Annotated in this window: 12 protein-coding genes and 1 pseudogene; 8 read left to right on the forward strand and 5 right to left on the reverse strand. The window is 33.6% G+C overall.

What is annotated here, in order from left to right:
• Positions 1-263 precede the first annotated feature (263 nt).
• The 7 genes and pseudogenes from HNQ85_RS16895 (at position 264) to HNQ85_RS16925 (ending at position 4,877) form a co-directional block, all read left to right on the forward strand.
• Positions 264-725, forward strand: coding sequence for a MarR family winged helix-turn-helix transcriptional regulator (locus HNQ85_RS16895; protein WP_181538874.1), 462 nt, complete (start codon positions 264-266; stop codon positions 723-725).
• A gap of 130 nt (positions 726-855) precedes the next feature.
• Positions 856-1,669, forward strand: a pseudogene (locus HNQ85_RS18120) (IS982 family transposase); the annotation flags it as partial.
• Positions 1,670-1,762: 93 nt separating this feature from the next.
• Positions 1,763-2,653: a permease gene (locus tag HNQ85_RS16905; RefSeq protein ID WP_181538876.1), complete on the forward strand. Its 891-nt coding sequence runs from the start codon at positions 1,763-1,765 to the stop codon at positions 2,651-2,653.
• 14 nt (positions 2,654-2,667) lie between these two features.
• Positions 2,668-2,811 (forward strand): hypothetical protein, encoded by a 144-nt coding sequence (locus HNQ85_RS16910; protein ID WP_181538877.1) that lies wholly within the window; start codon positions 2,668-2,670, stop codon positions 2,809-2,811.
• Between the two features lie 320 nt (positions 2,812-3,131).
• Positions 3,132-3,431 (forward strand): hypothetical protein, encoded by a 300-nt coding sequence (locus HNQ85_RS16915; protein WP_181538878.1) that lies wholly within the window; start codon positions 3,132-3,134, stop codon positions 3,429-3,431.
• Between the two features lie 321 nt (positions 3,432-3,752).
• Positions 3,753-4,607, forward strand: a complete 855-nt coding sequence (locus HNQ85_RS16920) for a tyrosine-type recombinase/integrase (RefSeq protein ID WP_181538879.1) — start codon at positions 3,753-3,755, stop codon at positions 4,605-4,607.
• Between the two features lie 12 nt (positions 4,608-4,619).
• Positions 4,620-4,877, forward strand: a complete 258-nt coding sequence (locus tag HNQ85_RS16925) for a hypothetical protein (RefSeq protein WP_181538880.1) — start codon at positions 4,620-4,622, stop codon at positions 4,875-4,877.
• Between the two features lie 914 nt (positions 4,878-5,791).
• On the opposite strand, the gene HNQ85_RS18125 is transcribed toward HNQ85_RS16925, so the two are convergent.
• Positions 5,792-6,052: a YgjP-like metallopeptidase domain-containing protein gene (locus HNQ85_RS18125; protein ID WP_181538881.1), complete on the reverse strand. Its 261-nt coding sequence runs from the start codon at positions 6,050-6,052 to the stop codon at positions 5,792-5,794.
• 1,386 nt (positions 6,053-7,438) lie between these two features.
• On the opposite strand from HNQ85_RS18125, the gene HNQ85_RS16935 reads away from it, so the two are divergent.
• On the forward strand, positions 7,439-8,452 hold the full coding sequence (locus HNQ85_RS16935) for a helix-turn-helix domain-containing protein (protein WP_181538882.1): 1,014 nt from the start codon (positions 7,439-7,441) through the stop codon (positions 8,450-8,452).
• 562 nt (positions 8,453-9,014) lie between these two features.
• On the opposite strand, the gene HNQ85_RS16940 is transcribed toward HNQ85_RS16935, so the two are convergent.
• From HNQ85_RS16940 to HNQ85_RS16955, 4 genes are all read right to left on the reverse strand, one after another.
• Positions 9,015-11,096, reverse strand: coding sequence for an ATP-dependent helicase (locus HNQ85_RS16940; RefSeq protein WP_181538883.1), 2,082 nt, complete (start codon positions 11,094-11,096; stop codon positions 9,015-9,017).
• 73 nt (positions 11,097-11,169) lie between these two features.
• A complete protein-coding gene (locus HNQ85_RS16945; protein WP_181538884.1) occupies positions 11,170-11,490 on the reverse strand; it encodes a hypothetical protein in 321 nt (106 codons plus the stop codon).
• Positions 11,483-12,259: a ParA family protein gene (locus tag HNQ85_RS16950; RefSeq protein ID WP_181538885.1), complete on the reverse strand. Its 777-nt coding sequence runs from the start codon at positions 12,257-12,259 to the stop codon at positions 11,483-11,485. Before HNQ85_RS16950 ends, HNQ85_RS16945 begins: the two co-directional genes overlap by 8 nt.
• Positions 12,260-12,680: 421 nt before the next feature.
• On the reverse strand, positions 12,681-12,914 hold the full coding sequence (locus HNQ85_RS16955; protein ID WP_181538886.1) for a YkvA family protein: 234 nt from the start codon (positions 12,912-12,914) through the stop codon (positions 12,681-12,683).
• Between the last annotated feature and the right edge of the window lie 98 nt (positions 12,915-13,012).

Raw genomic sequence — 13,012 nt, forward strand, 5'->3', positions numbered from 1 at the left:
AGGCTGAAAACCACCTTCAAATGTAGAAACGAGTAAAATATTCATAATCCATCCCGCCTTTTTCACTTTATTAGTTGTAAAATGGATTAGTTGTATTATACAATTACGATTGAAATATATAGAATTTTTATATTTTTTCAATGTTTTGAAGTATATACCAATTTATTTATTCTTTCAACATAATTTGTTTATTTTTTAAATATTTTCTATATATGGAAATTTATGTTTTATAAATATTTTATTTTGAGGGAAGTTGTGATACCATGAATAATAGTTTTTCCAGTCAAAATAATCAGCAGTTAGTTTGTATTAGAGAAATGCTCCAAATTCTTATTCGTCGATTTGGTCTATTGCAAAAAGAAGGAGCCGAATGTTGTGGGTTGACGCTTGTTCAAAGCCATGTGTTATATGAGATTAACCGACTAGGTAATCCTTCATTAAATGATGTTGCAAATGTTTTAGGTTTGGACAAAAGTACATTGAGTAGACATGTACAAGGTCTTGTAGAACAAGGTTTGATTGAAAGAAGACAATCTACTACTGATCGACGTTATGTGGAACTGATACTTACTGAACAAGGAAAGAAATACGAAGACCAAATTAGCAATCAAATGATTACATATCTTGATGAAATTATGAGTCACATTCCTGAAGAAAAAAGAGATCAAGTTAATGAAAGTATTAATCTTTTACTAAAGGCCATGAAGAATAGTAGTTGTTGTTAAAGAAAGATAAAGAAACCCGTGGTGCTAGATAAAAAGAGTTGAGTATAAAAATAATCCTTGCTTGGAAATCCCGTCAAAATGAAAGTGGTCATATTCAACATTTTGAAAGGAGGTTTTCCAATGATTTGATTTGGTTAAAATTCGAAAACAATGGTTATCCATTTTACAAAATCGTTGAAAAACATCTCTCTTATCTAGGTGTATATTTATATGAATGAAATCAACGCTTACTCAAACAATCGGATGCCACCATTATTAGTATTCTGTTTTCGGAAAGCTACTAGGATTTATGTCAGAACGAGCTTGGTATCATTTTGTGGTTAGAAATCTTTTTTCAGAAGACACATTTCCCGAACGTTTTCGATATAACCGACGGTGTCGACCCTCAAATGGATTCGTCATCAATTAGCGAAACAAGGTCAACACCATGCCCATGCCATTCTTGACAATTTGCCCATCTCTTTATGTCATCTTGCATATATGTCTAAAGTGCAATGCTTCGGAGGAGTCGCTGATGTCGGATACTGCGTCTCGAAATGAATGCATTTCTATGGGGTTAAAACATATTCAACCGAATGATTTAAGGATGGTGATGAGCTATGTGATGGCACCGGCTTTTTACCACAATGTTATGGTGGCAGAAGAAGTGATTGAACGCTTGCCTCATCCCTACACATTGGAGGATAAGGGATATGTGAGTAAATCACTCAAGGAAAAGCTCCAACAGAACTATAGGGTATCATTAAGGACTCCTTCTCGTAAGAATAGCAAAACGTATATCTCTCATGAGTTTCAACAATGGATTCGTCAGGAAACAGAAAATTGTCGAAACGGTGTTTTCGGTTTTAACAGATTGGTTTCGATTGACTTCCATTTGTTTGAGGAGTCTCTATGGGTCTGAGACAGCGGGCTCATTCCCTGTCGTTCTTGGTGCAGTTGAACAATTAGCTTCAACTAGTAACACGGGTATAAAGAATACTAATTCTATTTCGTTAATAGTTGTAAATTACAACTATTATGAACAGGAGGAGTTTATCATGTGGGATGTTGTTTGGAATATAACAAAAGAGTTCATTTCTTTGGCCAAAAATCTTTTGATTCTATTCGTATTGATAACTTATCTTATTAATATCCTTGAATATCTAATCCCGTTTGATAAATTAGAGAAGTCACTTTTTGTAAAAAACCGTTTTTTAGCCAATTTATCAGGGGCATTGTTGGGATTTGTAACACCCTTTTGTTCTTGTTCTACAATTCCTATGTTGATAACTATGTTCGATAAAAAAGTCCCTTTTCAAGCCGCAATGACTTATTTGTTCACATCACCGCTATTAGATCCTTGGATTCTTACGATGATGGCGTATATATTAGGGTGGAAGGTTACAATCATTTATGCTGTCGTTACTTTAATAATCTCCATGATTATAGGTTGGTTGTTGGACAAATGGGGATTTGAAAAATACGTAAAAAATGTACGGATCAAAGGTAAAGAAACTCCACAACTTGAAGGATCCCGTAAAGTGGATTGGAAAAAAGCCTGGAAAGATACACTTGTCCTTCTAAAATCTGTATATATCCATATTCTCATTGGTTCTCTTGTAGGTGCTCTTATCAAAGAAGCTATACCACACTCTCTTCTAGAAGCTGTTTCTAAAGGAAGTCAATGGTGGGTGATTCCACTAGCAGCTATTGTAGGAGTACCACTATATATCCGACTTTCTACCATGTTGCCTGTTAGCCAAGCATTAATCGCAAAAGGTCTTCCTCTTGCTCCTACCATGGCATTGTTAATCGGAGGTGCAGGAGCAAGTTTACCAGAAATTATTATGTTAAACAGTCTGTTTAAGAAACAATTATTAATCGCTTTTATTGCCTCTGTCTTTATTATGGCAACCTTTTCTGGATACTTGTTCTTACTGATTAATTAAAGGAGGTGAAAGATATGTCGAACAAGTTTTTATCCATTTTCGGATTAGATAAGAAAAAAGATAATGATTGTTGCAGCTTTGAGATTGAAGAAGTGAAAGAAGAGGAAAAAAAAGAAAAAGAAACTTGCTGTTCTGTTGATTCTTCTGAAAAAAAATAACAGACCGATATAGTGATGTAAAAAAAGATCCAACTTTTGTAAAGTTGGATCTTTTTTATATTAATTATTCAGTACAACAAATACAACCAAAAACGTGGTAGAAATTAGAAAAAAATCATTATCAACGAGGGACGTAAAGGAAAAATTTGTACACGATGCAACAAATGGTATGAACTAAGTCATTTCAAGAATCCCTCATGGTGTGAGACATGTATGCGCGAATATATGCGAAATTATCAGAAACAGTATCAACAGAAAAATTATTTCACTATTAAAGCTGTAGGAGCCGCGGCAAGAGCAGAAAAAAGGAGCTCGCCAGTTTGTCGGCAGATGACTTAGAAAAGCTAATAAGGCATATTTACGTTCTTCAAAAAGGTAGATGTTATTACACGGGAATTGAAATGGAACCGCCAGACGTAAAAGAGAGGAATAAGAACTATTCTATTAGCGTGGACCGACTAGATAATGAGAGAGGATACGAGTTAGACAATGTTGTTCTTTGTTGTAGGGTTGTCAATATAATGAAAAACAATTTGCCTTATAAGGAATTCACGGATTTATGCCAAAGAATTGCGGAAGAGCAAAAAGTGATTGAAAAGTTACTAGCCATTGGTGGATAATAATTGAAACATTTGGAGATAGGAAATAAATATATCGAAAAGAGGTAAACAGCAATCAGGGCTGTTTTCCGATATACATATCGATTTTTAGTCATTTAAAGATCATTTAACCTGAAAGTGATTTTTAAATGGTTAAAAATTCAATAAAGAACACTAAATAAAGTTACTCACTCTGAAAAAGGAGTGAGTTTATTTTTCAACATAATATAAACTATGTTGAATAACAATAATAATGATGATAAGATTTAAGTGTAAAATTCAACATAGTTTATGAGGAAAGTGTATAAAATAAATTCAACATAGTTTATAAGAGGTGTTGTGATGCTCGAACAATTTCAACACTACTTACTGAATGAAGGAAAAAGCGAAAATACGGTTAAAGGATATTTACAGTCGATAGCAGGATTCCTCAAGTGGTTTGATGAATCAAAGGATGTAGAATTTAAGCAGCTCCATCGCGAAAACGTCCAAGAGTATATTTCTTTTTTAAAAACAGTTAAGAACGCGAAACCTAAGACGATTAACACGAAATTAAACGCCTTGGTCAAATTCAATGAATTTTTAGTGGAAACAAACGTTCAGCGGGATATGGTCTTAACGAAAAAGGATTACATGAAGGTGCAGCAACAATATGCTTCATTGGCCAAGGTGGAACTAAAGGACGTAGAGAAGTTTCGCCAGCTGCTTCTCGACAGTGGTAGCAAACGAAATTATGCGTTGATTACCCTTTTAGCGTATGCAGGATTGCGGATTTCTGAAGCATTGAGCCTAAAAATGCAGGATTTTAACCTTGTTTCAAGGGAAATCACGGTAAGGAGTGGCAAAGGAGATAAGTTTAGGGTTGTCTTTATGAATGACAAAGTCAAAGCTGCTCTCCAGTCATGGCTAAAGGAACGGAAAGAAAAAGGGATTGAGCATGATTTTCTCTTTGTAAGTAATCGCAATCAACCTTTAAACCGCACGACGATTAATAAACTGTTTAAAGAGTATTCAGAGCTTATCGGTAAAGAGATTACCCCGCATGATTTACGGCATTTCTTTTGTTCCCATGCCATCAGTCGAGGATTAAGCGTACATGAAGTGGCGAATCAAGCTGGACATTCTAACATTCATACAACACTCTTATATACCAATCCGACCAAAGATGAACTTATTCATAAAATGAATCAATTATAGGAGGGAGAAAGAATGTCTGTTATTGACCAATTAGAATTGATTGATGGTTATTTTGACGAGGATTCTTTTTACATGCGTGGCATTGCTGGATTTGCGATTGAGGGGAGATATAAGGCAAATGGCTTGCGTTCTCTTGCTCGATTGATTCATGAGAATGAACCATTCAATATCATCATCGATTCTGAACGAACTATATTTGTTCCAGTCGAACTTAACGCAAAGTTAAAGCAGGAACTATTCATGATTGCGGATGAACTAGAATTACAATAAAAATATATCTTTTATTTCAATCAAAAAACTCACTCCTAAAGTAGTGTTATCTCCAATTTTAAAAAAGAAGCGCCTTCACGAAAAGGCGCTTAAAAATCGCATAAATCGATTCCTTGTTCTGCTTTTAACACTTTGTAATGATTGACCACTTTACGGCAGAAATAGAGATGTTCCTTAATATGATAAAACAACATATATACACGCGATATAGTGAATCCGGATAGAAATATCATCTTTTGGTCTGTTTCTAAAGCAAATTTATCTGATTTTTTCTACCTATTTGGGAAAGTTGTGGTAAAATTTCTGTGTCGGATACCTTGCCCACTCTCTGTGGAAGGGAGGTGCGGCGCAGTGAATAATAACAATCGTTTAACAAACCAACAACAGGGTAAGCGTAAGGAAAAAAGTAAAGCCCTGGGTAAAGCACTGCTCTTTTATTTCATTTCGCGTGGGCTCTACTATCTTACGTTAGCCATTTATAACCTTAATAATTTAAACCTATTTTAGGTTTATGAGAGGATCATACATAAGATGACAGTTGGGGAGGTCTGGTCAACCTCTTTTATCCGACGTAAAACAGAACATCACCAAAATGGCAAGGCAACCATACATTTATGTATGGTCCTCCTAGCCAATACTTTTCCCTATTTTATTCAAAAAAACGTGAAAGGCTCCTGATGGTCAGTCAGGAGCCTTTCTACGCAATCATAATCATATGTAAGTCTTGATTGTCGCCTCACCATGCGACGCAGTGAAAATCGTTTAACAAACCGTTTCTTTTTGTAACTTCATTATAGACAAAATGAACACAAGTGTAAACAAATTCGACAAAAATGTAACAATTTTGTACAAAAACGACACATATGTACTTATTTCTCTTTTTAATTTAACTTCTTCTTCAACCAATTCTATAATTAGAAAAACTTTCCTTGATGGAACAGGACAGTAACTCGTTCGATGTCTTGATTTTGCTTAACTTTGATACGGTAATGATGTCCAAGGTACGGTAGTTTTTTGCCACTGACGAACTCCTTTGGTGCTGGTGGGTGCTTGATTTCGTTCAAGGCGTACCACTTATCCAGTATCCACGGCGCTTTCTTACGCAAAATACCGTATAGTTCTTCTTGAACAAGGTGAGCAGGTGCTACGACCGTAACCCCTTCTATACATTCCACAGCAATGGAGATGTCATTTTTTTCTTCTGTTAGTTGAAGTGTATACTCAATCGATGTTGTTCCATACTGAAAAGTCGGCTTTCGCTTGGTCTCCTTGTTGTTTATGATAGTCTTTATACAAGTCCTTTATTCGTTTTTCATGATATTCATTTATGGCTTAGATAATAAAGAGAGGAGAGTTTATATGTAAAAGTAACCCAGTTGATTTTGTTATTAATATTAACATTAAATATTAATATTTAATGTTAATATTAATATTTAATGTTAAATTTGATAATAGAGCAATCCTGCAGCTATACAGTGATTAACTTTTTAATGACGCTTTGTATGGCTGCGAAATGAATCTTACTATATTGCTACCCGTTTAGAACAGCTAGTGTACAAGTAAATTTAAGTGCACAGGACGATGGTTAAAAAATGTACGTTTTTTTACTTCTTTGCTGTTTATATGGCCTTACTTGCATCTAAAAGTTTAAAAATACACCGTATTATGAGAATTTTTGAAGTCTTATCAGCTTGAATATAAGCTTTGTTTTCATAAAATAAATACATAATTTCGTAGAGACTTATTAATATTAATTTTAATATTAGTATTTATATTAATGTATTTTTTGTGTATCTATTCCTAAGGAAATGAAGGAATAATAAGGTAAATTTGTTTGATTATCTAAATAATTTTGAAGTACACTATTATTAAGTGAAAAGCGAAAGGAAGATAAAAAATGCTTACAATCTTTAGAGACTTTATCCTTAATCTCTTTTTCACATGGAAAGAAAAAAATGATATACGCAAGTTACTTAAAGATTTTCAAAATAACCAGGAAGACACGGAACCTGTAGGGATTATTGTATATCGGTCATCAGGAAAGTTAAAAAGAAAATACGGAATCTAATTGTTTGGTTTTGAAACAGAAATAGTGGGATCTGAATATTGACGAAAAATACTAATTTATGTAGCATTTTATGTAAAATCTCATAAGCGAATTGAATAGCTGGTAGTTGAAGTTGAATGGGACTCCCCAAAGTAGAATAAGGCGCAATAAGCGTCTATTTTGCTTTGGGGTTTTTTGTTTTTTATATCGAAAGGGCGGCATAATTGTTAAATTTTTAGAGAAATTGTCAGCAAGTTGTTTTAGAGAATGATATAATATGTTTGTAAACAGACAAAAGCGCCACGCTGGGTTGGCCGCCCTAGGTGCGTGACGCTATAGGATAAGGCATAATTATACCTATTTATTAATTATATTCGGTTTTCATATTTCCATTATAGTGTATGTTAGATAAAAAACACAATAGAAATATATTTATTTTTTAAACCGAATATTACCTTAAATGCCTTATCCTACCCGTTTTTTACAAATATATAGTATCGGGGAGGATTTTTTCATGTATAGCAACGAATTTAACAAGCAAATGACACATGTTGAAGTCATCTGGGGAACACCAATTTTGGATGAAGGGTTTACTCCTATTCCCAATTTAATTATTCGCTATGCATCTGAACTTATGACACCTAAAGAGTTCCAATTCATTTGTGTATTGGCCACTTTTAAACATGATTCTCGTGATCCGTATCCTTCTCAGGAAACATTAGGGAAATATTTGGGTGGGATTTCAGAACGTGCAGTTCGTAAGCTGGTGGACGGATTAGAAGAAAAGGGATTGTTAGCTGTTGGTTATCGTTATGTAGATGGAAAGAGAAAAAATGCCGTTTATAGCTTAAAACCGCTTATCGACCGAGTACTAGAATTAGCAGGAGAATCGCGTCTTCCAGACACTAAACCAACTGAAAAAATTTACTGGAAAACGGAAGCAAAAAAGACTACTACCGGAACCAAAAGTTCCGCTACTACCGGAACTAAAAGTTCCGCTACTACCGGAACCAAAAGTTCCGCTAGGTTCGGTACTAAAAGTTCCGGGGAAAATAACCAATCAAAATTAAAAATGAAAATTAAAAATGAAAATTACCAATCAATCAGAGAAGAGGTTGAACAATGTGATTTGCCGTTATCCATTAAGAAAGTGTTGCTACACAATATGGAGCGATTGGTTGGTGAAAATATATCTATTTTTGATATTTCTATTGTTTATCATGCCAATAAAGACATGTTTAATGAATACGAGTTTGCTATTATTTTAGATCATGTGCTTAGGGAAACAACCGGTAAAATCCGTAGCATCAAAAGCCGATTAAAAAAGGGAATGGAAACGTATCGTAGACCTACATCATCTCCAAATGCAGAGAACCTAAGCAAAGCGTTAATCCGAACAGAAATGCTGCCTGATTGGTTTAACATGGATTACAGTCAAAAAGAACCCCTAACTGAAGAAGAAAATCTACATGATTTGGAACAAAAACGACAAGAATTAGAAGAAAGATTGAAAAAATATAGTCCTTAAATGAGTTATCCTTAAAAGTAGTTTAGATAGAATTAAAGATTAATATGACGCTCTAAGTAATTCTTGGAGCGTTTTTTTATTCGTTTTTTTAATAATAAAGAGGAGAGGGGCTTTTTTCAGATTAATATATATCGATAGGGATTTTTTATGTAGATGAGATATTGTATCTTGTTGACTTTTATAGTCATTTTATTTTGTCATTTAAAACTATGTTCTAAATGAACATATTAGATGAATTCTCTTTCTAAAGTTTAGAGGAGATATGTTTTTGTGTGTAAGAGTGCATTCTTAATTGGGGTGTTTGGGTTTGTTGAGTCACTTTCAACATTTCTTTATTTTTTCCTTTTATGATTTTTATTATTTAGTAATTAATATTAACATTAATGATAATATTAATATTTTCTCTCTACAATAAATCTATCTAAAATAAAACTCACTCTGGAAATGAGTGAGTAATGTTTGCCTATGAGCAAAGAAAGTTTGATTTTATAATCTTTTAAATCTCTCATCTGCATTTTATGCGTTATAAACAATATTTTAGTTCATTAATTATAATTATTAATTATCTAAAGACGTCTAATAAAAATCTTGATATCTCTAAGTCTCTGTTACGAAATCTTTTCGGAGAGGATACATACAACTCTTCTTTAGCGCGAGTCACCGCTACATACATAAGTCTACGTTCTTCTTCTACTGCTCTGTTTAACTTATCTTCAGATTTATCAACTGTTTGTTGTGTTGTAGCCATATCTTCAGCTTCTTGTAAAGCAACGGCATGGGGAAGAATATAATCACTAGCGCCAATCAAATAAACACAAGGAAATTCGAGCCCTTTGGCATTATGAATTGTCATTAGTGAGACGACATCTGCATAAGGGTTCTTTTTCAGTTCTTCCATTTCTTCATGTCTTTTCAAGATTTTATCGATTAAATTGAGATAGGATGCATGTGTATTATGGTAACTTGCAGAGGCAGATAATTCATCCAACATTTCTCTAGCAAACTCTTTTTGTAGAGTAAATGAACGACGTTGATCTATTTCTAAATATTTCTCGTATTGTCCCTTACCTTGGCGAATTTCGCGAATTGCATCAGCAGGGGACATCTTTTTAATATCGTTTAGCAAATGGATTCTTTCGGTAATCAACTCTTTCTGTGACGGATGTAATCCAGGCATGCGTAGCAAATAGTGAAGAAGTGTTTTGGAATCGTCTAAAGGATTGAATACCATCTCTGTTGTTATGTAATCAATTGCTTTATCTCGATTTAAATACATAGTAGGTAAAATAGATTTTAGAGCATTTAAATCGTTAGGATTGGTAGATAGTCGAATGTAATCTAAAACGGGCTTGACGATAGGATGCTCGTAAAAAGGCTTTTTATCGCCATAAACCACAAAAGGGATATTTTTTAATACTAACTGTTCCACTATAGCACGACTCACGGCATGTGTACGGTATAATACAACAAAATCCCTCCATTTTCGTGTTCCATGTTGTACATCACTTTTCATATTCTCTACAATCAATTGTGCTTCGTCTACTGTATCTTTAGGTCTCATGTAAAACGGTGTGAAATATTCGTTACTTCCTGTATAACATCTTAATGTTTTGACATGGCGTTTTTTATTGTATTTAATGATTTCATTTCCAAGACCAACAATAGAAGGATTAGAGCGATAGTTTACGTCTAATGTCACGATGTACGTGTTTGGATAGTCTTTCGGAAAGTTTAAGATAATATCACTATTGGCACCACGAAAAGCATAAATCGATTGGTCATCATCCCCAACTACAAACAGATTTTTATGTTTTTCTGCTAACATTTGTAACACTTTGTATTGTGCTATATTTGTGTCCTGAAATTCGTCAACTTCAATATATCTAAATCGTTCTTGCAATCTTTCAAGCAAACGTTCATTTTCGTTTAGTAAATGATATGTGTATACCAACATATCATCGAAATCCATATAATGTTCTTCATTTTTCCATTGTTCGTAACGCCGAAAAATTTCTTTAAATTCTCTTTCAATTGGTGTTTGTTCCGGAAGGTCATCTACTGTAAGAAGTTGGTTTTTACTAAATGAAATTAAAGAGAGTATTGTTTCAGGGTCATAGTCATCTTTTAATCCCATATCTTTTAAAATCCGTTTAATAATAACTTCTTTATGCTTTTCGTTAGATAAAATTTTATGGTCGTACCCTTGAGATTTAAGAATCTGAAGAAATACAGAATGAAATGTACCAGCTACAAGGTTACGTATTGTATTTTTGCTTAAGCCAGGTAATTTGGCTATTCGCTCTTTCATTTCCTCAGCTGCTTTACGTGTGAAAGTAAGAACTAAAATGTTTTCAGGATCAATCCTTTTTACATTGATTAAATATCCGACCCGTGCTGTTAAAACGGATGTTTTCCCACTTCCTGCACCTGCTAGTGTTAGAACAGGCCCCTCTGTTTGACGAACTGCTTCCAATTGCCGTTCATTTAAGACAATTCCTTGTTGCTCGAGCATACGAATATAAAATTCATCTTGATCATTTTTGTCTACTAATTGTTTTGTTGTTAAAGGACTCAATATCTCTGCAATGGGAATTTCTTTTTTGGAATTAACCGGCTTTTTATGAAATTGGTTAAGCAGCTTCATCCTTTTTCTCTCCCCTAATCAATGATAGTTACTTTGGGTATACATAACAGATTAATTTTACGAAAGATATTAGCTATATTAATCCTTTCTCTTTAAATATTTGTTGTAATGCATCATTTACAATTTTAGACTTAGCACCGCGTCCACCTTTCTTAGCGAGCTCGTCTAGTACTTGAGCAACATCTTTTTGTAGATAGACACCGACTAACACTAAATTGTTTGATTTCTTTTTAGTTCCTTCAATAAGTTGATCGATAAAATCTACCTTATCGTCATTATTTTGTTCTATGTTACTTTTATTAATATTATCATTAATATTATTATTAATGTTTTTGTTGATGTTATTAAAAGCTACCTCTCCAAATCCTGCTAAATCTCTATTTTTCCTAGCCATTTTGTACCTCCTTAAGTAAATCGAAATATGAAGCAACCAATGGATTGTTTTTTTCTGTCAAAGTGGCTGGGAGCCGTTCATATGCGACACTGGCTGCAAAACGAACGGATCTTGGAATGACTGTTTCAAACATACGAATATCGTTTTCATAACAAAATCTTCTGCACTCCTGCAATACCTGACTGTGCAAAGTAGTACGTGAATCTACAAGTGTTGCTACTACACCGAGAATAGAAAGAGAAGGATTATGTTTTTCCTTAAAATTCTCAATAGCCTGCAGGATTTTCACTAATGACCGCATCGAATAGTTTTCAGGCTGAAATGGTATCAATACACTATTGGAAGCCGATAGGACATTCCCCTGTGTTAATCCGAGGTTTGGCGGTGTATCGATTAAAATTAAATCATATTCCTTTTCAATCGGTTTAATTGCTTCTTTTAGCAATAAAAATGGTTGTTGATACTTTTCGCGTTGTGTTAACACGTCAAATTCAAAAAACGCCATATCGTCATTGGAAGGTAGGATATCGATATTTTCATAGACATTGATTATCGCATTATGTGGATTAACACCATCTACCAGTACATCATATAGAGTTGTCTCTAATGAATCTGGATTAACTCCAAAACTTAGTGCTACATTCCCTTGGTTATCTGTGTCAACGATAAGAACTTTTTTTTCTTTTGATAATGCACCGGCTAAATTGGTTGTAATTGATGTTTTTAATACTCCCCCCTTATTGGTGGACACTGCCCATATATTGGTCATATTACTCCCTCCTCTTTATTAATATTAACATTAATAAATATATTAATATACATAATAATTCTATTGTTATTAGGAATTTTCCTTCAATAATCTAATTGAAATTAAAAAAATATTAACATTAATATTAATGTTAATATTATAGGTTGATTGTACCTAAACTATGGATGTTTTTATTAAATTGGTATCACTTAACGTTTTAACCGATGAAATTAGAGCGATGAATGATATTATCATGCTTAACTCAATGATAAATAAGAATTTGGTCACTTTTTCAAACAAGTACTACTATACACTATCAATACCCCATATTTTAGCAAGTACTGTACAACGATATAGACAAACATTAGAAGCGATAAAAAATCGATGAATCAAACAGTCATGAAAGTATGTATTAATATCCCCCAATCATAATAAGCTCTGATTATTTAAGTTTATTATCTACAGCAGAAGTGTCAAATTCATCACCAAACCAATCTCTTATTTTATTCTTCGCTTTATCTTTTACATCCTGATCAATATATATTGCTACTTGTAAAAGAGCAGTACCTAAAGCCCCTAAATCATCTGTATATCCTTCAGGAGCTATATCAGTTATTAAGTCAAGAGGAAAAATAAAATACCCTAAAGCTGAAATGGTAATAGCTTTAGCGTGCATAGATACGTCAGGATTTTGAGAGGAGTGATTTATATCTTTCTACATAATTGCTCTTATGTGTAATAAACAGAAATACAAAAAAGAGGCCCGAATAGGAC

Origin of the sequence: [Anoxybacillus] calidus (assembly GCF_013760845.1) — a bacterium.
Classification (GTDB): Bacteria; Bacillota; Bacilli; order Bacillales; family Anoxybacillaceae; genus Paranoxybacillus; species Paranoxybacillus calidus.